Below are 24,709 nucleotides of genomic sequence, written 5' to 3' on the forward strand. Positions count from 1 at the left end.
TTTTTTCTCATTGTGCTCTTCTCACACAGGTTTCTATCCGATCATTGATCCTTTCGCGAAATCCGAGCAGCCAGACATCCGAAGTCGGATATCTTTTGAATGTAATCTCCTCACTTAAGTCCTTTTCCATCTCTTTTATCACTTCATCTTTTCCGATCATACTCTCAAGCAGTTCCATGGCACGGATATCCTGCATGGCATGAAAGAGATTCATAAGACGCAGAGATTCCTCTGGCTTTTTCTCTTCCCCCGGATAGACCAGAAAGGCATCTCCAGATGGAAATGCGGATCCCGCATCCGTCACCGCATAGGGGTTGATATGTTCCAGTGAATACTGTGAATTATAAAAATTAAATCCCCACTGCAGAAATCCTTCTATTCCAAATTTATATAACTGAACTCCCAGTATCCGATTTCTGGCGGATGGCATAGACATGAACCGATTGGAAACTTCTGTACTCTGTGCTGTACAGTAATAAGTCCAAAGCCCAGGTACCTCTGCTTTCAAAAATGGTTCAATATGATTGGTCCCCGGAACCGGCTTTTCCACCAGTCCTCTTTCATAGAAACTATAATCAGACAGTGCATCTAACGTTTTAAAGCCCTTGATATACGGATCAATCTCCTGTCTCGCTGCCTGGTAAGCCTCCAGATGCTCTTCGGAGGGCTCATCGGAAGTATGAAAATACACCTGATCCACTATACCCCATTTCCTGAACTGTTCTGTCAAAGCTGTGAGAAATTGTTTCAAAAAGCTGCTATATTCCAGAGAATCCGATTTTGTCTCCCATCCAAAGATTTTGACTGGCTTACCATCCTCCCATGCCATCACCTTCGGAGCACTCGTCGCTCCCCATTGTGTGAAAAGATGGGCAACTTCAAAATATCTGATCCCATATCTGTAACAAATATCAATCCAGGTTTTTAATCGCGAAAAATCAAAGTTATAACCATCACCGTTCTTTTCGATGACTGCAAGCTGAATCGTCGTACGCTCTCCCCCTACTGCAGTATCAAGAGGAGGTGTAAGTACCGGTGTAAGAATTGCATTCATACCACGGCTGCCATATTCCTGTATGAAATTCTCGAGCATGCTCCAATATTCATCGCTCCAGGGTCTTAGATGGTAATAATCCGCCAGACAATCGGCGTGAAACCACTCCGTGTGAATCAGCCTCTGTTCCGGCAGCATGGCATCAATTACCTTTATTTTTGTAGTCTTTGTATCCAGGATCTCCCCGACACTATCCTCCTGCATGATAAAAGACATCTTGTAATTTCCCGGATCTGCATCTTCAGGGATTGTTATATCAATCCAGAGAGCTCTCCACTGATGGGCGATCACCGGTACTTGATTGTTTTTCAGATCTCTTAAAAGATCTGGAAACATGCCGGGAGTTGTTCTAAGATAATTGTCATCATAGACTGCATTGCACGGCAGCGCAGATGGCACCAGCTCCACGGTTCTCACTCGAATCCAGTCCTTTATATCTGAATCAATCTCTAGATGGACATACTCCTTAGAGTTTACATTCCCATAATAGGCAATCTGAAAAGAAACTGTCTCTTTCTTCAAACCACTTAAGTTCGTACACTCCGGTTTTGCAACAGGCTCTTCATCCGGAAATATCTTTTCAAGTGAACTCACTATCTTTGTGTTAATCATGCCCTTTCCCTTTCCCAATTATCTTTAGTTTTCACGAACCCAAGCTTCACCTTTTTGCATTATCCCAGCTTGTCCTTTTGCCTTTGTGATGTTTTCTGATTTTCAATGTATTGCTTAATGACTTCCGGTGCAGCACCTCCCACTGTAGATACAAAATAGCTGTTTGTCCAAAGTGTAGGTATTTTTGTTTTAAGAAACGGAAACTCATTTCTTATTATCCTTGAAGTATATCCCTTGAAAGACTTCACAGCTTTGTGAATGCCGAACTGTGGGTCTACTTCCATCAGTATGTGTACATGGTCTGGCATGATTTCTATTTCCAGAATGTCTACAGAAAGATTTGCAGCATACTCAAGGAGTAATTCCTTTAGTCGAACATCTACACCATTTGTTAATACTTTTCGCCTGTATTTCGGACACCATACAACATGGTACTTACAGGAATAGACGATATTGTTGTTTGATTTATATGTTGTACTCATATTTGTATTATACTGTATATTTCCACTTGATACAATATATTTTGTTCATCTTCGACAATTAAAATATGCATATTCGTTCTACCGCCTCTTTTCATATCCTGATTTTAACGCATATGTAAGAAGTTGTAAACGAATCCTTTCATTTTCGAATAGATGTATTTCGATCAACTTGCGCCTCTGCAGATATCTTAAGTGCTTCCCCGATCAATTCGTTGTAGGTAGGATGAGCACGCATTGCCCTCATAAGCTGTTTTACAGTCATATGATTCGCTATAGCTGTCCCCATCTCACCGATCATATCGGTTGCCCTTGCACACATAATCTGTGCACCGATCACGTAATCTGTCTCTCGATCGATTACGATTTTGGCAAACCCTCTCTCTTCTTTCGTGATCACAGATTTGCAGTTTGAATGTGTAAGCGCTTTTCCTGAAAAGGCATCGATCCCTTTCTCTTTCGCCTCTTGTTCGGTAATTCCCACGCATGCAATCTCCGGATCTGTGTAGACACAAGACGGTACAACTGCAAGATCTATGGAAGGCTCTTTCTTGTTCATCAGTTCCACAGCACAGACTCCCTGTGCACTGGCCACATGTGCCAGCATAGTTCCTCCTGTGACATCTCCGATTGCATAGACACCTGGCAGACTCGTCTCGAACTCCTGATTGACCAGGATTCTTCCCCTCTTTGTCTCAGGTGTCACCCCCTCGTTGAAAAGCCCATCTGTGTTCGGTGTGCGTCCAGCGGCGAGCAGCAGATATGGCGTTTCAATCTCCCCAGTCTTATCCCCTTTTTTCGATTTCTCCAAGTAGGAGCAGAGAAAGCCCTGATCTTTCTTTTCGATTTTCTGAACAAATGTATCCGTATGGATTTCAACACCACGTTTTTTCAACAGTATTTTGAGATTTTTAGAGATATCAGAATCCATTCCCGGTAGAATACTCTTTTCGGCCTCCGCAATTGTAACCTTTGTGCCAAAGGAAGAAAACACCATAGCGAACTCCACTCCAATCACCCCACCGCCTATGATCACCAGTTTTTTTGGAATCTGTTCCATCCGAAACATATCATCACTTGTCATGATGTCGGGGATGTCTATTCCGGGGATCGGAAGCGACGCCGGCTTTGAACCCGCTGCAATCAGTATTTTTTCTGCATCGATGTCCTCCGTCTTCTTGTCTCTAGTAACTTTGATTTTACCGCTTCCAACAATAATACCTGTTCCCCGGATCAGATCCACCTTATTCGCCTTCAGCAAATGTTCTATCCCTTCCCGCAGAGTCTTTGAAGCTTCTTCTTTGTAAAAATTGATTTTTTCATAATCGCAGGCCACATCCGTTGAGATGATCCCAAATCTTTCACCGTTTTGGACGTTCCGATATAACTCTGCGGCATGCAGCAGGGCTTTCGCCGGCACGCATCCGCGATTCAGACACGTGCCGCCAACTTCCCTGTTTTCTACGACAGCAGTTTTCATTCCCAGCTTTGCCGCTTCAAGTGCCGCCTCATAGCCCCCCGGTCCCGCACCGATCACTACCAGATCATACATATATATCTACCTCATCTCTACCCTTGTTTTTATAATTCAACACTTGTAAAATATATCACCAGATCTTCTTTCATCTCCTGTCTGGCTTTGATTGCCGCAGGTACCAATGATAATCCGGCAGTCAAATCCTGATTCTCATATCTGCACCCTTTCAAGTATTCCGGGATGCTGTCAATAAAATCCGGGTCCATGGAGTCTGAAAAGAGCTGAATATCCCTGACTACTCCCTGATTCACCTGAAACTGAAAATCAACATTTCCCCAGATGAATCTTTTCGATAGCTCGTATTGGAACTTCATATCACGCCCAAAGAGCCATTCCCAAGAGGAGAATTTCTCTCTGCCTTTTTGAAGAGCTTTTTGATCCAGATCATTCTGCGCATAAATGACTGCTTTTTGGCCATAAACCTCTTCAAATGCCTCGATCAGTTTCTCCTTGAGTATATCAATATTCAGATCCGGATGGTACACTGAAAGATTAGTAACCCGGGAGCGGACAGAGTCCACTCCCTTGAGTTTTAGCTTTTCTTTTGAGACCTGAAGATATCCTGATAACTTTGTCAAATCCGAATTCACCATCATCGTCCCGTGATGGTAACACCTGTCTCCTCTGGTATAAAATGCATTTCCCGAGAACTTTCTGCCTGATACCGTAATATCATTACGTCCTGATTTTTCAGCTTTGATTCCCAGTTTTCTGACGGCCTTTACAATGACTTCAAGCTGCCTGTCGACATCATAATCTTGCTTCCGGATAAGAAATGTAAAGTTCAAATTCCCCTGATCATGATAAACTGCGCCTCCTCCGGAAAGTCTTCGAACGAGATGCCCGCCGTCTCTTTCAAATTCATGGATCTTACATTCCTTCCATGGGTTCTGATTCCTTCCGATCACAATGGTGTTTTCATTCTGCCAGAGATATAGGATACATTCATTCTCTTTTACGTTCTGCATCAGATACTCTTCGAGCGCAAGATTCAGATAGGGGTCAAAACCTTTTCCATCTACATATTTAATATTTTTGATCATCATCTGCACCTTTTTGCCGCTCATCAAAATCATACCGCAGGATCAGATGCCTTGCCGCCCGAAGTTCATCCATCCTGCCTGCCGGTGTATGAACAGGTGCCCGATGCAGGCTTTGGGGATCTGTCTGAGCCCTCTCATAAAGCTCTCGAAACGCCTGAATCGCCCCATCAATCGCCGCAAGAGATTCTGTCTCAACAGGTTCTGCCATCAAGGCCTCCGGCACAATCAGTGGAAAATACATCGTCGGCGGATGGATTCCATAGTCAAGCAGCCCTTTCGCAATGTCTGTCGCCGATATGTCTGTCTCCTTTTTCAGGCCTTCCAGGCTCATGACAAATTCGTGCATACATGGTGCCGGATACGGGATATCATAGAGATCTTTCAGTTCTTCCATCATGTAGTTGGCATTTAAAACCGCATGACATGCGACAGAGGGCACGCCTTCTTTTCCCAGTGTGAGCAGATAAGTCAGGGCCCGAAGCACAACCAAAAAATTTCCATAAAAGCTTCTCACCCTGCCAATACTGTTCCCGGGATTGGTAAACGTATAACTACCGTTTTCTTCATCCACCAGATTTTTGGGAAGGAAATCAACCAGAAACTTTTTACATCCAACAGGTCCGCTTCCCGGGCCTCCGCCTCCGTGAGGTGTCGAAAATGTCTTGTGAAGATTCAGGTGAACGACATCGAATCCCATATCCCCAGGTCGAATGATACCCATAATTGCATTCAGATTGGCCCCATCATAATAGGTGAGCCCGCCGGCTTTATGAACGATATCGGTGATCTCTAATATATGCGGATCAAACAATCCCAGTGTATTTGGATTCGTCAGCATCAGACCGGCTGTATCTTCGCCGACCACATTTTTGAGCTCATCCAGATCCACACCGCCGTCTTCTCTGGATTTGACGCTGACCATCGTATAGCCGACCATTGAAACACTCGCCGGATTTGTTCCATGTGCAGAATCCGGTACGATAATCTTCGTTCTTTTTCTGTCATCCTTGCCCTCATGATACGCCTTGATCATCAACAGCCCGGTAAATTCGCCATGTGCTCCCGCCGCCGGCTGAAAAGTCATGCGCTCCATACCGGTAATCTCACAAAGATATTCTTCCGCTGTCTTCAGTACTTCCATACACCCCTGAACACAAGCTTCAGGTGCCAGCGGATGTATATCACGAAATCCGGACAGAGATGCCATATCTTCATTGACTTTTGGATTATACTTCATCGTACAGGAACCAAGCGGATAAAAGCCATCGTTGACACCATAGGATTTCCTCTCAAGATCCGTATAATGACGGCTGATGTCATTTTCAGATACTTCCGGAAGGTGTAAGGGTTTCTGTCTCATGTTATCGTCATCCGGCAGGACCACCGGCACATCACATGCGGGAAGAAGACTTAAGCCTCTCCCTTTTTCTCCTCTTTCAAATATCAGCAAAATTTACACCTCCTTTAACATCCGGACAACCGTATCAATCTCTTCTTTCGTGTTCATCTCTGTGCAGCACCATAAAATCTGACCTTCTCGTGCACCGTGCAGGGGATATCCGCCGAGGATATTGTTTTGCTCTAATTTTTGCATCACTTTTTCCACAGGAGTTTTGGAATTCGTCACAAACTCATGGAAAAACTCGTGTCGGTTTACCAGTGTATAGCCGGCAGCATCCAACTGTCCCGCCATATAATGTGCCTTAGACATACACTGTATCGCTGTCTGTTTTAATCCTTCCGGTCCCATTGCCGAAAGGTAAACAGATACTGTCAGCGCACACAGAGCCTGATTAGAGCAGACATTGCTCGATGCCTTCTCTCTTCGGATATGTTGTTCTCTTGCCTGCAAAGTTAAGACATATCCTGTTTTTTTATTGGAATCAACTGTCTGCCCCGCAATCCTTCCCGGAAGCTTCCTGGTCAGATCCTTTGTACAAGCCATAAATCCCAGATACGGTCCTCCAAACGACAGCGGCAAGCCAAGCGGCTGTCCTTCTCCTACAGCGATATCCGCCCCATACTCTGCAGGCGTTTTCACAACTCCCAGGGAAATCGGATTGACGCTCATAATAAAGTGCGTTTTATGCTGTTTCGTCATCTGTCCAATTTTTTCTGCCGGTTCCAAATTCCCATAGTAGTTCGGATGCTGGATGCAGACACAGGCTGTCTCATCATCCAGATGTTCATCTAACCATGCAAGATCTGTCAGCCCCTCTTTTTCCGGGATGGTCACCAGTTCTATTTCATTTCCGAAACAATACGTTTTCATGGTTTCGAGGACTTCGGGATGTACTGTCTCAGAGACAAATGCCTTCTTTCGCTTTCTGCTTTGGCACATGACCAGTGCTTCCGCAGCCGCCGTCGCTCCGTCATAAACCGATGCATTCGCCACATCCATGCCGGTGAGTTCACAGATCATCGTCTGGAATTCAAAAATCGACTGCAGTACACCTTGACTGATCTCCGGCTGATAAGGTGTATATGCCGTGTACAAAGATTCCTTAGAAATCACGCTCTTTATCACAGATGGAATGTAGTGGCGATACGCCCCGGCACCCCTGAATATGGTTGGATAAACCACATTTTTTTTCGAAATCCCCTCTATTTTTCTTCTCACTTCCAGTTCTGACATACCCTTTGGAAGATTCAAATCCCCTTTTAGTCTTGCTTTGTCAGGAAGCTGCCTGTAAAGTTCATCAATGCTCTCTATGCCGATCGCATGCAGCATTTTGCCGGTATCGCGATCCGTTGCCGGTATATATGATCCCATAGCCTCCTCCTATTCTTCCTGTTCTTTTTCCACAAATGTTTCGTATTCTTCGGGACTTAAAAACTCCTCCTTCTCTGTGATGTCTGTGATTTTGACAAACCAGGCTTCATATGGTTCATCATTGATTATCTCCGGGGAATCGAGCAGCTCTTCATTTACTTTTGCCACGACACCGGTGACCGGAGAATAGACATCCGAGACTGCTTTTACAGACTCCACATCCGCAAATACTTCGCCAGCCGTCACTTCATCTTCCTCCTCCGGGAAATTGACGAACACAATTCCGCCAAGCGAATCCTGAGCATAATCGGTAAGCCCGATCTCTGCCGTCGTCTCATCCTCAAATTTCACCCATTCGTGTGTCTTTGTGTAAAGCAGATCTTTCAATACCTTCATGTGCAAAACCTCCTCTATTTAATAATTACTCATTGCTGCTTCTGCTATAGAACGGAAGTGGAACAACTTCTGCCTCCACGTTGCGTCCTCTGACATTTACAGTGACCCTGGTGTTTTGTATGGCATATTCCGTATCCAAAATCGCCATTGCTGCCGGATAGCCGAGATATGGCAGATAGGTCCCCGAAGTGGTAAATCCTATTCTTTTGTCATTTAGATATACCTCTTCATTCCCCCGGATGATTCCACGTCCTGTCACTTTCAGGCCGACACGCTTTCTTGTAAGCGCCCTTTTATCCGGCAGATGATCCTTTCCGATAAAATCATCTTTTTTCATCTTCACGGCAAATCCGAGTCCTGCCTCGACGGGATTTATATTTTCACTCATCTCATGTCCGTAAAGCGGCATCCCAGCCTCGAGTCTCAGTGTATCTCTCGCACCGAGTCCGCAGGGTATCAGGCCTTCTCCGTGACCGGCATTTAGAAGCTCTTCCCACATTTTCGGAGCATAGGAACTCTCCATGTAGAGTTCAAAACCGTCTTCTCCTGTATACCCAGTCCTTGAGACCATGCATAAAACTCCGGCGACCTTTGCATCAAAGATCGCGTGATAGTACTTCTTTGGGATATCGGATGTCAGCTTTTTCAGGATTTTCAGGGCTTTCGGACCCTGCAGTGCAATCATCGCCGTCTGATCCGAACAGTCACAAAAACTGACGTCGCCTTGACTGTGATCTCTCATCCACGTGAAATCCTTGTCTTTGTTGGATGCATTTACGACGATAAAATAGTCATTTTCCTCTCTCTTGTACACAATCAAATCATCCACAGTCGTCCCATCTTCTTTGCACATCGGACTATACCTTGCCTGCCCCACTGTCATACCGTTAAAATCATTGGTTAACAGCCACTGCAGATTTTTCAGAGCATCCCTTCCCTTACATGTAATCTCCCCCATATGGGAAACATCAAAGATTCCGGCACTGTTTCTGACGGCATTATGTTCTTTTATCACCCCCTCCTTATATTGAATTGGGAGAAGATACCCGGCGAATGGCGACATTTTTCCGTGATACTTCAGATGCGTTTCGTAAAGCGGTGTTTTTCGTTCCATTTCCTACCTCCAACTTATATAATCTGACCCCGAAACTATGACAACTTGTCATACAGCAAAAAAGGCAGTCAGGGATATTCCATTATAGAATATCCCGACTGCCTCTGTCCTTTTACCTGAGAGATTCACCCCGTCGGTACAAAAAGCGTTCTCCAGAGTCACGTCCGAATTCGATCCTTTTGCCTGAGAGTTTTTTGCAAGCCCCTTCGGCGGCACTTATCCCGTGCTCTCTCTCGAATTCATCACCCGTCTTATATTTTGACGTTAATGATACACAAGTCCCCAAGTCATGCTTTCCCATAAGTCTGTAATGTATGACCCTTTGACCTTAGTATCATATTAGCAGACAGGTTTGCTTATGTCAATAATGAAAGCGTCAGTTGCTTTCTCATGTTTGTTCGGGTCCCAAGGTCATGCTTTTTCATGCAAGCATGAAACGCAGGACCTTTTGACCCCTATGATACACGGATTACTCCGCACTTTGTGCTCACGTAATCCTACAAACATTCGAAATACACCCTAATCGGGTTGCTTTCTCATGTTTGTTCGGGTCCCAAGGTCATGCTTTTTCATGCAAGCATGAAACGCAGGACCTTTTGACCCTAGTATCATATCAATTTAAAAAACATATTTGTCCAGACGCTCAAATGCTTCCTTCACACGGCTAATCGGCAGTGCGAGGTTCATTCGAATGCTGCAGGGTCCGTGAAACATCCGCCCATCCTGCCATGCCACACCGACATCCCAGCCGGCTTTTTCCAGCTCATCAATCGTTTTATGATGTGTCTCACACCATCTCGTACAATCCAGAAACAGCATATACGTTCCTTGGGGCTTTGTAAAGCTCACTCCGTCAAAATGTTTTTCTATATAATCTGCTGCGTAACTGATATTTCCAGTGATCACCTCGCACAGTTCATCGACCCACTCATAGCCCTCCCTCTTGTACGCCCCAATGAGTGCGTGCATGGACAGAACATTCATATCATTGTAATGAGAAAGGGAGGACTCTTTCGCCACGCGATCTCTGATCCAGTCACTGTATATGATGTGGTAACTGCCAATCAATCCCGCAAGATTAAATGTCTTTGACGGTGCGTAAAATGCAACCGTCCTCTGGCGGGCATCTTCGCTGATGCTCTGTGTCGGAATATGTTTATAGCCTGTCGTAATGATATCTGACCAGATCTCATCGGAGATCACAAAGACATCGTGTTTCTTGTAAATCTCCATCGCCTTCTCGATCTCATCCCTTTCCCAGACTCTTCCGCATGGATTATGCGGAGAACAGAAAATCGCCGCATGGATCTTGTTGTCTGCAATCTTTCTCTCCATATCTTCATAATCCATGCGCCAAATTCCGTCCTGATCCGTCACGAGCGGCGAATGGACAATATTATATCCATTATTTTCTACACACTGTGTGAATCCAATATAAGTCGGAGAATGCAAAAGAACGTTGTCACCCTTTGAACAGAATACATTCAGAGCACTGACAACCCCTCCGAGAACCCCGTTCTCATATCCGATATTCTTGCTTTTTAGGTTCTTAACACCATGTCTCGTCTCCTGCCATCTGATTATGGAATGAAAGTACTCATCCGTCGGCGCAAAATATCCGAATGCCGGATGTTTTGCCCTTTCAATAATCGCCTCCGAAACTGTGGGAACAGTAGGAAAACTCATATCCGCAACCCACATTGGGATGATATCGAATCCCTCCTTTGGTGCATCGGGAGCAAATCCCGGATTCTTGCCCAGTGCATCCACAGCAATCGCATCCTTGCCATGACGGTTCATAATACTTGTAAAATCAAACTTCATGCTTTTGTGTCCTTTCTGAGGTAAATCTAAAGTGTATACCAGCGAGAAACTTAAGTTATCGCTCTTCCCATCCCAGTGACCGATTCACTGCTTTGTGCCATTCATTGATCACTTTTTCGCGTCTGTTATCTTCCATATTTGGTGAGAATTCAAAGGCGGGCTTGCAATTTTTTTCAATATCTTCAAGATCATCCCAATAACCGACTGCCAGTCCCGCAAGATAAGCCGCTCCGAGTGCGGTGGTCTCGATCACAGCCGGTCTTTCTACTGGTTTATTCAACACATCTGACTGAAACTGCATTAGAAAACTGTTCGCCGATGCCCCTCCGTCTACTTTTAACTTTTGTAATATGATCCCCGAATCTTTCTGCATGGCCTGTAGTACATCATAAGTCTGATATGCCATGGACTCAAGGGCAGCACGAATCACATGTTCCTTTTTCGCTCCCCGGGTAAGGCCAACCATCGTTCCTCGTGCATAGGCATCCCAATATGGAGCACCAAGGCCTACAAAAGCTGGTACAAGATAAACACCGTTCGTATCGTCAACCGCTGCTGCATATCGTTCCGAATCTGCCGCTGAAGGAATCATCCGGAGTTCATCTCGCAGCCACTGAATCACAGCACCTCCGACAAAGATACTTCCTTCAAGGGCGTATCTATGTTTTCCGTCATGGCTGGCAACTATCGTAGTGAGCAGTCCATGTTCGGAAACAACCGGAGTTGTGCCTGTATTCATGAGCAGAAAACATCCCGTTCCATATGTATTTTTTGCCATTCCCTTATCGCAGCACAACTGTCCAAACAGGGCGGCCTGCTGATCTCCGGCATCCCCTGCGATCGGAATCGGTGCACCAAAGATCATATCATCTGTCTCGCCATAGATCTCACTCGACGATTTCACTTTTGGCAGCATAGATACTGGTATATTGAATTCTTTTAGCAGATCCTCGTCCCATTTTAACTCATGAATATTATAGAGCATCGTCCTGGAGGCATTTGTCTCATCCGTGACGTGGACACGTCCCTTTGTGAGATTCCAGATCAGCCACGTATCTATCGTTCCGCACAACAACTCTCCGGCTTTGGCCTGTTCTCTCGCTCCTGGTACATGTTCAAGGATCCATCGGATCTTAGTCGCAGAAAAATATGGATCCAGGATCAGGCCAGTTTTCTCTTTAATTACTTTGTCGTAGCCTTTTGCCTTTAGTTCATCACAATAGCCGGCCGTTCTCCTGCACTGCCAGACAATCGCATTGTACACAGGAAGTCCTGTCCTTTTATTCCAGACTACTGTAGTCTCTCTCTGGCTGGTAATACCAATTGCGGCGATATCGGTTGCATCCAATCCCGCCGTCGCCAAAGCTTCTCCTGTGACACCGATCTGTGAACCCCAGATCTCCATAGGATTATGCTCCACCCATCCGCCATGCGGATATATCTGTTCAAATTCCTTCTGAGATGACGCGACAATCTCGCCTTTTCGGTTAAAAATGATACATCTCGAGCTGGTTGTCCCCTGATCCAATGCCATAATATACTTTTTGTCCATTACTGCCTCCATTATTCATTACTGTCAAACAGATCTCTTGTCTACTACTTTATCATGATTAGAGGGATTCTTCCATACCCCAATTAGGATTTTATGGCCAAATAAAAAGCCAGAACCCAATATAGTCACATGGATTCTGACTTTATTCTACTTCACTTGTATCATCTCTGTTCCAGCATTTTTCAGTCTCTGCCGCTCTTCTTTTGAAAATGTAAAATCCGTGACTATGTGGTCATAGTCCTCCAGAGAATTTACATAGGTAAGTGCAGTTTTGTCAAATTTTGAATGGTCGGATACCAGAAAGGAATTCTGGCATTTCTTTACAGCCAGTCTCTTCAAAAATGCCTTATCCGTCGTCGGAGTCATCACACTCAAATGTTCATCTACTGCCGCCGTCCCAAAGAATCCTATATCAAATTTCATCTGCTCTAACATCTGTGTCGAATAGTAGCCATAGATGCTCCCGGTACTTTTCTGTACGTTCCCACCACAGACAATAAGTTCGACATCACTGTCCATCAGCAGTTTGACAATTTCAATGTCATTCGTCACCACTGTAATATCCTGTATTCTTGAAATCTGTTCTGCAATCTGATAGGTTGTCGTCCCGGCATCGAGAAATATAACATTCGACTCATGCACATAATTCCTGCACTCATTTGCAATCTTCAATTTGATATCGCTGTTGTGCACACGTTTGTCGGCATACAGCACCTCATGCTTTGATACTGCACCGCCGTGACAGCGATTTATGGCACCACAGGCATCCAGCTTTTCAAGATCCCTTCGTATTGTCATTGCACTGACATGCAGTTCGTCGGCGAGTTCACTTGCCTGTACACTTCCGCGTTTTTCTATGATACGTAGGATCTTTTCCTGGCGTTCTGCCATCAACATAACCTTACCTCCAAATCAAATCAGCCCCAGACAGCATTTAATATGAGTAGTGCAATCAAAGATGTCACACAGCAGAGGGTTGATGTCACACTCCACACCTTCATCTGTTCTTTCGTGTCTTTGATACCTATTGTTTCATTGATCACCCAGAAATAGGAATCATTGAAATAAGAGAAAAAGATTGCTCCGACACAGGCTGCAAGACCGGCGAATACCGGATCCAAACCAAGTGTCGCAAGCATGGGTGAAACTACAGATGCTGCAGTCATCATGGCAACAGAGCCGGATCCCTGAATGACACGAAGCAAAAGAGCAATCAGAAAAGGCAGCAGAATTGCCGGAATACCTGTTTTTGCAATGCCTGATGCAATAAAATCTCCAAGGCCGCTCAGCTGAATGATCTTTCCGAGGACACCGCCTCCTCCGACCAAAAGCATCAGTTTCCCTGAAGCCTTCAAGCCTTCTTCCATAGTTCCCAGCGTCTGCTCTTTTGTCATACTCCCAGTCAAAGCAAAAATTGCAATAAACAGTCCAATTCCAAGTGCAATGATCGGTGACCCTACAAAGGCACTGATTTCACCTGCAGTTCCTTTAATCAGGCCGGCTGTCGTGAGAATATTATTGACAAGGATCAGTAGAATCGGAACTACAATCGGTGCAAAGGAACGAAATGCGGACGGAAGCGTCTCGTCTTCTTCTTTTTTGGCATCTGTCATTTCCAACTGCTTTTCCGGGCGAATCCAGGTATCATTCTCACCGGGAATCTGATAGATCTTTTTTCCAAGATATTTGGCATAAATGATCACAACAATCAATGATGGAATTGAAATCAGAGTCCCCATAATCATCATTCGTCCGATAGAAGCGTCTAAGATTCCCGCAACTCCGATTGGTCCTGCCGCAGGTGGTACCAGACTGTGACTTAAGACAAGTCCTCCGGCCAGAGCAACCCCCAAAGTGACAACAGATTTCTTCGTCTTCTTAGACAATCCTTTCACTAGCGGTGCAAGAATGATGAATCCGGAAGTACAGAATATAGACAGCGATGTGATAAATCCTACGATACCCATCGCCTCTGTTTCTTTATTTTTCCCCAAAAGTTTTAGCAGGGAGTTTGCCATCGTCGTTGTAGCTTTAGAGTCCTCAAGCAGTTTACCGAGCATCACACCAAAACCGATGATAATTCCAATACTCCCCAGTGTTCCGCCAAACCCCTCTGGAATTGCATTCACGATGTCCTGAAGATCCATACCTCCGATGACACCGATCACAACTGCGCTGGTAATCAAAGCAAGAAAAACGTGAACTTTTGTCCTGGTTATCATATAGATCAACAAAACCATACCTATCAAAAGGCCTATCAGCATTTGAACATTAGCACTCATAATATATCCTCTTTCATTATAATATATCAGATGACATCCTGCAAATAATCAATGCAGGTAATTAACGTGTTTTCATCGCCTACCAGACCACCTTTTGTGATCATATGTGTCCGGTTCATATCTTTATCAATAATCTCACTGTAGATGGCAAGCGGAATCACTTCATCCTTCACATCGAAGCCAATCGCCTTAATCCGCTCACAGTATGCCGCAGAGATATCCCCGCCAGTCAGATAAACCCCGCCAATTTCTTCCTGAAGTTCTTCTTTAATGCCTTCACAGATTTCTGCCATAGCTGTTGCAATATAAACAGCACATTCGCTCTTAGTCTTCCCCTTTAACCCTTCGATTTTCGAAAAATCCAGCACATCTGAATCGTCCAAAGCTGTCACAACGGCAAGAATATCAGAATATTCTTTCTTTTGCACAACATCTTGAATCACCCGGCTGATCTCTTCTTTTCTCTCAGATTCTTTAAAAAAAGCAAGTGTATTCACTTTGATAACATACGGATCTCTCTGATTTTTCAGCGCTTTGATTTGTATTCTGGTGAGTGCCGAGGCACTGCCGATCGAACAGAGAATCTTTTTGTTTTTATTTACGATCTCTTTTCCTTTTGGCTGATCGTTCGCATACAATTCGCGAATCACACTACCTGTGAAGGGACCTGGATCAATCGCTGTGAATTTTAGCTTTGAACCAATACATCCCTTAGCGATCTCTCGAATGTCCTCATCGGTTCTTGCATCTATAACAATCACCCGACAATCCTCCGCATTCTCCAGAACTTCATTTTTAATTTCTTCGTGCCCTTTCATAACCGTGCTAAGGGAAATATAGCCAACCTTATGTTTGCTCTGCAGCCTTACAATATCAGTTACCTTGGAAATTGTAACCGGTGAGATAGGATCTCTGGACACTTCTGTCTTTTCCAGCGGTACATGATTTACCATCAGATAATCACCGACAACGGTTCTTCCTGATCCGGGAAATGAAGCGACTACAACTGCGTAAGTGTCTTCACCCAATTCTTCCAAGATCGCATCGATTTCAGCGCCAACATTTCCACGAAGTGTAGAATCAATCCGTTTGCTGAAGAACTTACAGTCCATAGTTTTGAATCGAGCGGCAGCTTTTTTTACCGCCGCATATGCATTTTCCTGCTCCATACCACGGCTTTCCGTGCTGGTACTTAAAATATCATATCCCTCGAATCTGTCAATATAATCCAGATTCAAGACTGTTCCCACCGTGTATCCATCCTGTGCTATGATGGCTCCCGTATCGTTTGCTCCCGTAAGATCGTCTGCTACAATTGCTGCTTTTAACATAGAAAATCCCCTTTCCTTTATGCTGTCGAATACAGCAAGTGAATCAAATGATTCACCTTGCTTAATCGACAGGTTTTATCTTATTTAAAGTTTGGGCAGTATTTTACTGCCAGAAGAATTGCCTCGATCATGCTCACAGCACTTACTTTTCCAGTCCCTGCAATGTCAAACGCCGTTCCATGGTCAACAGAAGTACGAAGAATCGGCATTCCGCCTGTAATCGCAATTGTTCTCTCAAAATCCAGAGTTTTTGTCGCGATATGTCCCTGATCATGATAGAGAGAGAGCACACTATTATATCTTCCCTGCAAAGCCTGATGAAAGACAGAATCAGCGCCAATCGGACCGGCTACGTCATAACCTTCTTTCTTTAACTGCTCAACTGCCGGATAGATCTCTTCTTCCTCGTTTCCAAATAGTCCATGCTCACCACAATGAGGATTTAAACCGGCAATCGCCATAGTCCCCTCTCTGACACCGAGCTGTTTTAACATTTCCGTGCATCTGTGCACATAATCAACGATCCTGTCTTTCTTCACCATATCACACGCTTCCCGCAGGGCAACATGTCTGCTCAGGAAGAACACTCGCATCTCATGAACTTCAAACATGGTAAGCGGATCTTCCGTGTTTGTCAGCGCACCAAAGATCTCCGTATGTCCGATATATGGGATTTTTGCTGCTCTCAATGCCTCTTTGTTGATCGGAGTTGTCGATACTGCCGCGACCTTTCGATCCATGGCAAGCTCGATGCTCTTTTTAATATAGTCAAACGCCGCCTGTCCACACATCGCAGATACTTTTCCGAATTCGAACTGGTCACGATCTATGTTATGAAGATCGATCAAATTCAAAACATCCCGATCGTATTTTCCCTGATCTGGTTCTTCAATGACATTAATCTTCAAGGGAGCCTTCAAAATTTCCACTGCATTCTCCATCACACCCTTGTCACCAATCACTACAACCTTTGCTGATTCATAAACCTTTGAATCCAAAAGGGATTTTACAACGATTTCCGGCCCCACTCCGGCAGGGTCGCCGATCGGAACTGCAATATAATATCTATCCATGTTTTCATACCTCTTTTCTGTACATGTTTGAAAATGTTAATATGTTCGTTTGTGTTCATTATGATCTGCCATATCTTTCATGTCAATAAGATTCATTGAATTAATCATATTTTGTCGTTTTAGACAAATATTATGTGCATTTTTTATTACTATTTACATTCCCAAAAGGCCCCGTGTTTCATGCTCGCATGAAACAGCAGGACCTTGGGCACGAAAAAAGAAGCGTTTGAAGCGCTTCTTTTTTTGTAAAAAGCCATAAGATTAATATGAATCGACGATTTCCCGGCACAGATCCGGTTTATTAGTGATAATCGCATCCGCATCGTATCTTAACATGAGCTTCATATGCTTCTCGTCATTAACTGTCCATGGATGGATAAGGATACAGTTCTCCCTACATCTTGCCACAAAATCTGGAACCTGTAGAATGTTCATGGACGGATGGACTGCATCAAATCCTAAATTTGCAGCATAATCGGGTGCGTCTACGATGATATCAGAAATCAAAATACCTGTTTTGACTTTTTTCGACAGTTCCTTTAATTTCAACAATGAGTAATGATTGAATGAAGAGTAGATGACGCGATCTTCCATCCCGTATTTGGCTGCCAGTTCCAGCACCTTCTCCTCGATACCGGGATAGAAATTGACGGATGTCTTCAGTTCTACATTGACAGTCATTCCTGTCGGCCTGACAAGCTGATAAACTTCTTCCAGTGTCGGTATTGTCGCCTTTTTATACTTTGGAAATTTCTTATTTACGTTGATTTTCTTCAGTTCCTTCAGCGTATACTCAGCTACCAAACCCTTCTGTTCGCTGACACGATTCACGGTTTCATCATGAATGACTACAACAGATCCATCATGTGTAAGCTGTACGTCAAGTTCTATACCGTCCGCTTTTTGTTTTGCAGCCAGTTCATAGGCCTCCAATGTATTTTCCGGTGCGTAAGCGGATGCTCCCCTGTGTGCCCAGACTTTTGTTTTCATAACTTTTAACTTCCTCCATTTTTAGATTTCGTTCATCTGCCAAAGTTCCCTGCTTGATGCAGTCACTGCCACTGCTCCGGCTTCCAGAACAGACTGAATATCTTCCGGTGTACTGATCAATCCGCCTGTGATAATCGGAATATCCATCTTTTCTTTCATTTCAGAGATGATTTTTGGCATCAGTCCTGGGAGTACTTCGACATAATCCGGTCTCGAATTCTCAATAAAATGATAACTTTTATCGAGAGATTGCTGGTCAATCAAAAAGATTCTTTGAATAGCAAGCTTTTTTCTCTTCTTAGCCATGGAGATCACACTGGAATGTGTTGAGATGATACCTTCCAGTTTTATATTCTGACACAGGTATACGACAGCATATTCATCACAGCTTAGGCCTTTGATCAGATCTGCATGAACGATCAGTTTCTTCCTCCGTCTTTTCGCCATATCGGATATTCCCCTCAGCTCACCGATATAAAAATCCATGATGATACAGAATTCATAAGGACTTTCAAGAAACTTCTCATAATCCTTCATATTGGAAATTGCAGGTAAAACTTTTTGATCAATCATTACTTCCTCCTTCCAGCATGAAATGAGCACTGCTCCTACAGACATTATATCTTTCTGTACTGATACCCGCAAGCGCATCGTCATATTTTATTCATGCCTTTCGATGCAATGACATTCACTCCAAATCCCAATATATCTTTCAATATAACCTGATCCCCTGCCACAGGAGCCTCCACTTCAAGATGGTTTATCACTTGCATCGCCTTCATTAAGGATCCTTTTGGTATTTCACCATCTGTCACTACGGGCAATCTATCGTGAACTGCATGTTTTATCTTAACTGTCGTGGTCAGAACCCTTGTAGGATTGGTAAGTTCTTTCTTTGCATAAACGGGACCTCTTTTACATCCATTTCCGGTTACATGAAAGCCATCTTGATCTTCTGTGATTTTAAGATGGCACCCTTTCGGACATACTATACAGATCAAATCTTTTTTCTCCAATTTTATTCACTCCTTTGACACTTCAACGGTTAAGGTTCCTATATCGCCGCATAGCATAGAACGATCGATCTTTATCCGTTCCATCTCACCGGGTGCCATATATGATTTTTTAGTTGTTTTAATTATTTTGCCATCGCCTTTAACCAGCAGCTCTGCATCTGTGTATACACCTGTCGGCCTCATCGATAATGTGATCGTTTCATCTGACAGCTCCTTTACAATCATTTGGGGGATCACATAACCAATGCCTTCCCCAGCCTCTGTCACAATATGAGTCGAAGTTGTCTTTTTTCTCATGCTTTCTCCCAATACATACTTCGCCGCATTTCTCCCGGCTCTCTGACTTTCTTCTGTTACAAAATCTACCAGATCATGGACATGAAGTACATTTCCGCAGGCAAAAACCCCCTCTATGCTTGTTTCCATCCACTGATTGACTTTTGCTCCTTTTGTATGCGGATCCATCACCACACCCATCTCACGTGTCAGTTCATTCTCAGGAATCAGCCCGACTGACAGAAGAATCGTATCACAGTCATAATCAACCCCTGTTCCTTGTACCGGCTGTTTGTTTTCGTCTACTTCAGATATTGTAACACTCTCCACCCGATCTTTACCCCGTATATCCGTGATGGTATGACTCAGCAGAAGTGGAATGTCGAAGTCATGCAGGCACTGAACAATATTTCGATTCAGGCCGCTGGAATAAGGCATGATCTCCGCCACCGCCAGTACCTTGGCCCCTTCCAGTGTCATGCGCCTTGCCATAATCATTCCTATGTCACCGGAACCCAGAATGATTACCCTTTTTCCCACCATATATCCATCAATATTGATATATCTTTGGGCGGTTCCCGCTGTCATGATTCCTGACGGTCTCGTTCCCGGAATACTGATCGCACCTCGCGGACGTTCGCGGCATCCCATCGCAAGGATAATGCTTTTTGCATAAAAGGTCTGATAACCATATTCTTTGCTTACAGCTTGAATCCTTTTATCCTTTGTAATGTGAAGAACCATCGTACCCAGTTCGTACACAATACCGATCCGTTCGAGTTCTTCGATAAATCGGCCGGCATACTGAGGTCCCGTCAGCTGTTCTTTAAACTGGTGAATACCGAATCCATTGTGAATACACTGCTGCAGGATACCGCCCAGCTCCTGATCCCGTTCCAGCACAAGAATATCTTGTAATCCATTTTGATATGCCTCTATTGCTGCCGCCAGTCCAGCAGGACCGCCTCCAACGACAATTAAATCATATTTTGAATTGTTTTCTTTTGTTCGCCCTGTCAAAATATAGGAATCAGGACCATCATACATAATCTTCTCCCTGTTCACTTTTAGTTCCCTTGCCAGAATCTCCACTACTTTCGGTTCACAGAACCCCCCCTGGCATCTTCCTGTGCCCGGTCTCACTCTTTTCTTGATTCCTTTTACGGTTGTCGCTCCCGCATTGCGATGAATCGCATCGACAATTTCTCCCTCTGTAATTGTCTCACAACGGCAAATCACATTTTTATACCTTGGGTCTTTTTCAATCAGCTTCTCTTTTTCCCCGACAGACAAAGACTTAAAGGAGACAATGCCACGTCTGTTTGGATTGAACTTCCAATCAGGCTGTATATCTCCTAAAATTTCTGTCACAATCTTTTTCACTTCAAGTGCAATCGCAGGCGCTGATGTCAGACCAGGAGAATCAATTCCCGCTACATTGATCAGGCCCGGACATGCTGCAGATTCTTCGACGATAAAGTCATCCCGATCAGAAGATGCCCGTAAACCGGCGAAAGACCGGATCACATTCTGGAAGGGAATATGATCAACCAGCCGCATCACCTGACTGCGGATAAACTTTAGACCCTCCCCTGTCGTCTCCAGTCCGTCTTTATTATGCCTTTGCACAGAAGTTGGTCCAAGCAGAACATTGCCGTGAACAGTCGGAACAACCAGAACTCCTTTGCTCTCACGTGTGGGACATGGGAAAATTACAGAGTTTACCAATGATGATGAGTCTTTATCCAATACAAAATACTGACCACTCCTTGGTATGATATGAAAATGCTCACCGCCTGCCATGGCACTGATTTCGTCTGCATAGACTCCGGCACAGTTTATCAGAACTCTGCTCTTGCAGCTTTCTTGATTCGTTCTGATCTCAAATCCAGAATTTACTTTATGTATCTGAGTCACCATATGATTAAGTGCCAGTTCTACACCATTATCCATTGCATTTTCCATATAGGCAATGGCAAGTTCCCAAGGTCCGACAATCCCCGCCGTTGGCGCCAGCAGACCTTCCTTTACATCCTTTTTCACATTTGGTTCTCGTTTTAAGATCTCTTCTCTGTTAAGTCTCCTTACCGGAACACCATTTTCCTGTGATCGCACTTGCAGCTCATCCAGAATCCTTATTTCATCATCTGTAAACGCCAGTGTCATAGATCCTGTCTGTCTATATGGGACTTGAAGTTCCTGACAAACTCCCGGATATAAGCGATTTCCCTCTACATTGAATCTTGCCTTTTTCGTACCCGGAACCGGATCATATCCGGAATGAACAATTGCACTATTCGCCATAGTGGTACTGTTTGCTATATCATTTCCTTTCTCCAATACGAGAATATTGGCCTGATATCTGGATAATTCTCTTGCTATCGCTGATCCGATAATTCCTGCACCGATAATCACAATATCATACATAACAATCTCCTTTAAAATATCTCATACAGAAAAAGCACATTAAGCCGATCAGATATCTAAATCGGCTAATGTGCTTTCTCTCATTCTCTGCAACTATTAACTTAATTTCATAATATCATGTGAACTATTCAAAGTCAACAACTGTTGTGATTTATTTCTGACCTTTTTTTTAAATCTTCACACTTTTTTCTTGTAAAATGTCATATTGTTTGGTATAATAGAGACGGTTAGATTATATCACTTCTTGATATATCGCCTGAACTATCGGATATATGGGTGTCTGGTGTTTCAGGAGATATTTCCATTTCCGGCAAACTCTTATTGGCTTTTTGCCCATCTTTCTGTGAATTCTACCACATACATCATAAAACCGACCACTTAATTAAATGATGTTTACAATGTTGACTTTATATGATTATATTATTGTAAAGGGAGACGTGTTATGAAAATAAAATTTGAAACAGATGATTCCTTGGATGAAGATGAAATCATCGTAAAATGCCGTTCCTTCGATTGTCATATTCAGGAACTCAAGGCGGCAATTCAAGAAGTATATGATTCTCAAAGTAAGATTACTTTATATAAAGAAAGCACTGCTTATTATATACCGTTGGAGAATGTGCTGTTTTTTGAGACGGAAAACAGTCATGTACAGGCCCATACCGAAAAAGATATCTTTCAGGTGAAATACCGGCTGTATGAGCTTGAGGAAATATTGCCTGGATATTTTATACGTATATCCAAGTCATCAATCTTGAACATAAGACGTATCTACGGTATAGATCATTCCTTTCATACACCCGTCACCATTCATTTTCAGGACACACATAAGCAGGTCTATGTATCACGTTATTATTATAAATCGTTGAAAGAGCGAATCAAAGAAATGAGGTAGCGCTATGAAAAGGAAAAGAATTATCTTTGGAATCATATTAATTGCAGGGGCTGTTCTTCTGCTTCTGGGAAATATGCAGCTGTTAAATGGCATCCGCGTCAGCACAATTATATTCACAGTACTGTTTGCTGCTACGTTTTTTGAGAGCCTCTTCCGCCGCAGTATACCAGGCGTTTTATTCTCCATCGCTTTCCTGGCAATTGTATACTCCAAACCTCTGGGGATAGAATCACTGACCCCCTGGCCGGTGTTGGGTGCAGCTTTTCTGGCAAGTGCAGGTCTCTCCCTGATCTATCATCCAAAACGGAGATATCAAGCTCATAATGAGTGGTCTGCAAAAGAATGGGAAGATTTTTATGACACAGATGATATCATAGATGAAAACAATATAAAATTTACCACCACATTTGGAAACAGTATCAAATATGTAACTTCGGCAAATTTTAAGAGTGCCCAAATTGAGTGTAATTTTGGTAATATGAAAGTATATTTTGACAATGCTGTCATCCTGGAGCAAAAAGCAGTGATCCATCTTGATATCTCTTTCAGCGGAATAGAACTTTTTATCCCGAAAGGATGGACTGTTATTGATCATACAGAGAGACCTTTCAGCGGCAGTAGGCAGATAAACGAGAGCCAGCCCGATGGAAGCGCCACAGTTCTGCTGACCGGTGATATCAGCTTTTCTGAAATCACCCTCAACTATACCTGATGTAAAAACAAAAGTTTATGCTTTTTCATGCATGCATGGAAAAGCATAAACTTTATAACCAGAACACTCTACATTTCATCAAAGTACATGTTCAGTTTTTCTTTCATCTCTTCCGGAACTTTTCTGGCAAATGGGAAGATCTCGATATTTGCAAGGTTCTTTGCTATACATAGCAGAACATTGGCACTTCTTCGAAGCGACCACGGAGAAATAAGATCTATGGTATCAAAGCGTGTATGCATGCCGAAACCATCACGATTCAACGTCATGGCCGGAATCCCTTTCCATGCAAAACTATTCGAATCGCTTCCCCAGATATCATTCTTAATTGAGACACCCATGCCCGCCTCATGCATCATATAAGAAAGTATCTCGCATACCGATGAATCCGCGGTGACACCCAGTACTGTTCCTCCAATCAGTTGTCCGGCAAGATCAACATTCATGTTAAATCTGTGTTTGTCGAGTTCTGTCTCGTGTGCTTTTACGTAAGCCTGACTGCCGCAGAGTCCCACTTCTTCGGCTCCAAACCAGAGGAATTCAATCGTACGCCTCGGTGCGTTTTTCGCAAAGTATCTTGCTAGTTCCATAATAATTGCGGCCCCTGCAAGATTATCATATGCTCCTGGCCCCTGTGGAACCGAGTCATAGTGAGCACTCAAAGTCAGGATTTCATCCGGTTGGTCACTGCCTTCAATTTTAACGACAATGTTTCTGGAAGATCGTCTTACTTTTTTTTGTTCCAGAATCAGTTTTACCTGAGCTGCACCTTTCTCAACCAGCTCCACGGCATCTTTATAGTGTACACTCACTCCTTGTATCGGCGTCCTGGCCAAATCTTTCAGACGGAAACTATCCGGTTTTAAGTCTTCTCCCTCGTCATTCGGGGTACCTGATATTGTAACAAAGCCGGCGACTTTGCAATCCACAAGTTTCTCATAAACCGCTTTTTTCACTGGCCCATTAATCATGACAATCTTTCCCCCTGCGCCGGAAAGACTAATATCATCCCCGTTTTCAACATATAAAAACGGTGCTGTAACACCACCTTTAGGAGTGCTGCCACATCTTTGATATCCACTCACCAGATATTCTTTCTCATAAGGCTGTGTGACAATCAGCCTGGCCTGTGTAATCTCATACGCCGAAAACAGAAATTCTTCTGATGTCCCCGTAACACCTGCCTCAGCCAGACTTTGTAATATCTCGTCACCGGCCTTTTCTTCGTTTTCGGTTCCTGCTTCTCTACTGTATTGGAATTTTTCCATAAACTCGTATTGTCTTTTTCCACTAATTTCATCATAAGCCGATTCCATAATCTTC

General features: G+C 43.7%; 21 protein-coding genes, 1 pseudogene and 1 riboswitch. Of the genes and pseudogenes, 2 read left to right on the top strand and 20 right to left on the bottom strand.

Annotation, left to right across the window (positions count from 1 at the left end; translation table 11 throughout):
- Positions 1-7 precede the first annotated feature (7 nt).
- From INP51_RS10230 to INP51_RS16565, 19 genes and pseudogenes are all read right to left on the bottom strand, one after another.
- Positions 8-1,648 carry a DUF4091 domain-containing protein gene (locus INP51_RS10230; RefSeq protein ID WP_329602299.1) on the bottom strand — a complete coding sequence of 547 codons (1,641 nt, stop codon included), beginning with the start codon at positions 1,646-1,648 and terminating at the stop codon, positions 8-10.
- Positions 1,649-1,725: 77 nt separating this feature from the next.
- A complete protein-coding gene (tnpA, locus tag INP51_RS10235; protein WP_193734757.1) occupies positions 1,726-2,148 on the bottom strand; it encodes an IS200/IS605 family transposase in 423 nt (140 codons plus the stop codon).
- Between the two features lie 139 nt (positions 2,149-2,287).
- Positions 2,288-3,697 (bottom strand): dihydrolipoyl dehydrogenase, encoded by a 1,410-nt coding sequence (lpdA, locus tag INP51_RS10240; RefSeq protein ID WP_193734758.1) that lies wholly within the window; start codon positions 3,695-3,697, stop codon positions 2,288-2,290.
- 29 nt (positions 3,698-3,726) lie between these two features.
- Positions 3,727-4,725: a lipoate--protein ligase gene (locus INP51_RS10245; protein ID WP_193737335.1), complete on the bottom strand. Its 999-nt coding sequence runs from the start codon at positions 4,723-4,725 to the stop codon at positions 3,727-3,729.
- Positions 4,709-6,178 (bottom strand): aminomethyl-transferring glycine dehydrogenase subunit GcvPB, encoded by a 1,470-nt coding sequence (gcvPB, locus tag INP51_RS10250; RefSeq protein WP_193737334.1) that lies wholly within the window; start codon positions 6,176-6,178, stop codon positions 4,709-4,711. Before gcvPB ends, INP51_RS10245 begins: the two co-directional genes overlap by 17 nt.
- A complete protein-coding gene (gene gcvPA / locus INP51_RS10255) occupies positions 6,179-7,498 on the bottom strand; it encodes an aminomethyl-transferring glycine dehydrogenase subunit GcvPA (RefSeq protein ID WP_193734759.1) in 1,320 nt (439 codons plus the stop codon).
- 9 nt (positions 7,499-7,507) lie between these two features.
- A complete protein-coding gene (gcvH, locus tag INP51_RS10260; RefSeq protein WP_193734760.1) occupies positions 7,508-7,894 on the bottom strand; it encodes a glycine cleavage system protein GcvH in 387 nt (128 codons plus the stop codon).
- A 25-nt stretch (positions 7,895-7,919) separates the two neighbouring features.
- The gene (gcvT, locus tag INP51_RS10265) at positions 7,920-9,008 is read right to left on the bottom strand and encodes a glycine cleavage system aminomethyltransferase GcvT (protein ID WP_193734761.1); all 1,089 of its coding nucleotides are present in this window, start codon (positions 9,006-9,008) and stop codon (positions 7,920-7,922) included.
- 161 nt (positions 9,009-9,169) lie between these two features.
- Positions 9,170-9,254: riboswitch (glycine riboswitch) on the bottom strand.
- 372 nt (positions 9,255-9,626) lie between these two features.
- The gene (locus INP51_RS10270) at positions 9,627-10,832 is read right to left on the bottom strand and encodes a MalY/PatB family protein (RefSeq protein ID WP_193734762.1); all 1,206 of its coding nucleotides are present in this window, start codon (positions 10,830-10,832) and stop codon (positions 9,627-9,629) included.
- Between the two features lie 55 nt (positions 10,833-10,887).
- Positions 10,888-12,384 (bottom strand): glycerol kinase GlpK, encoded by a 1,497-nt coding sequence (glpK, locus tag INP51_RS10275; protein ID WP_193734763.1) that lies wholly within the window; start codon positions 12,382-12,384, stop codon positions 10,888-10,890.
- Between the two features lie 147 nt (positions 12,385-12,531).
- Entirely contained in the window at positions 12,532-13,281 is a 750-nt protein-coding gene (locus INP51_RS10280; RefSeq protein WP_193734764.1) for a DeoR/GlpR family DNA-binding transcription regulator, read from the bottom strand.
- A 20-nt stretch (positions 13,282-13,301) separates the two neighbouring features.
- Positions 13,302-14,666: a GntP family permease gene (locus INP51_RS10285; RefSeq protein WP_193734765.1), complete on the bottom strand. Its 1,365-nt coding sequence runs from the start codon at positions 14,664-14,666 to the stop codon at positions 13,302-13,304.
- 26 nt (positions 14,667-14,692) lie between these two features.
- Positions 14,693-15,997 carry a four-carbon acid sugar kinase family protein gene (locus tag INP51_RS10290; protein WP_193734766.1) on the bottom strand — a complete coding sequence of 435 codons (1,305 nt, stop codon included), beginning with the start codon at positions 15,995-15,997 and terminating at the stop codon, positions 14,693-14,695.
- A gap of 80 nt (positions 15,998-16,077) precedes the next feature.
- Positions 16,078-17,070 (bottom strand): 4-hydroxythreonine-4-phosphate dehydrogenase PdxA, encoded by a 993-nt coding sequence (gene pdxA, locus INP51_RS10295; RefSeq protein WP_193734767.1) that lies wholly within the window; start codon positions 17,068-17,070, stop codon positions 16,078-16,080.
- Between the two features lie 261 nt (positions 17,071-17,331).
- Entirely contained in the window at positions 17,332-18,060 is a 729-nt protein-coding gene (locus tag INP51_RS10300; RefSeq protein WP_193734768.1) for a glycerophosphodiester phosphodiesterase, read from the bottom strand.
- A 21-nt stretch (positions 18,061-18,081) separates the two neighbouring features.
- On the bottom strand, positions 18,082-18,633 hold the full coding sequence (locus tag INP51_RS10305; protein WP_193734769.1) for a glycerol-3-phosphate responsive antiterminator: 552 nt from the start codon (positions 18,631-18,633) through the stop codon (positions 18,082-18,084).
- A gap of 80 nt (positions 18,634-18,713) precedes the next feature.
- Entirely contained in the window at positions 18,714-19,076 is a 363-nt protein-coding gene (locus INP51_RS10310; protein ID WP_193734770.1) for a DUF1667 domain-containing protein, read from the bottom strand.
- 6 nt (positions 19,077-19,082) lie between these two features.
- On the bottom strand, positions 19,083-20,399 hold the full coding sequence (locus tag INP51_RS16560; RefSeq protein ID WP_230406942.1) for an NAD(P)/FAD-dependent oxidoreductase: 1,317 nt from the start codon (positions 20,397-20,399) through the stop codon (positions 19,083-19,085).
- Positions 20,400-20,438: 39 nt separating this feature from the next.
- Positions 20,439-21,779, bottom strand: a pseudogene (locus INP51_RS16565) (FAD-dependent oxidoreductase); the annotation flags it as partial.
- Between the two features lie 442 nt (positions 21,780-22,221).
- Between INP51_RS16565 and INP51_RS10320 the strand changes: the two are divergent.
- Together INP51_RS10320 and INP51_RS10325 are read left to right on the top strand one after the other, a co-directional pair.
- Positions 22,222-22,674, top strand: coding sequence for a LytTR family DNA-binding domain-containing protein (locus INP51_RS10320; protein ID WP_193734771.1), 453 nt, complete (start codon positions 22,222-22,224; stop codon positions 22,672-22,674).
- A gap of 4 nt (positions 22,675-22,678) precedes the next feature.
- Positions 22,679-23,386 carry a LiaF transmembrane domain-containing protein gene (locus tag INP51_RS10325; protein ID WP_193734772.1) on the top strand — a complete coding sequence of 236 codons (708 nt, stop codon included), beginning with the start codon at positions 22,679-22,681 and terminating at the stop codon, positions 23,384-23,386.
- Positions 23,387-23,454: 68 nt separating this feature from the next.
- Here the strand turns inward: INP51_RS10325 and INP51_RS10330 are convergent, their stop codons facing one another.
- Complete coding sequence (locus INP51_RS10330; RefSeq protein ID WP_193734773.1) at positions 23,455-24,702, bottom strand: M28 family metallopeptidase; 1,248 nt, start codon at positions 24,700-24,702, stop codon at positions 23,455-23,457.
- Positions 24,703-24,709: the final 7 nt, after the last annotated feature.

Origin of the sequence: Blautia liquoris, from assembly GCF_015159595.1 — a bacterium.
GTDB lineage: Bacteria > Bacillota > Clostridia > Lachnospirales > Lachnospiraceae > Novisyntrophococcus > Novisyntrophococcus liquoris.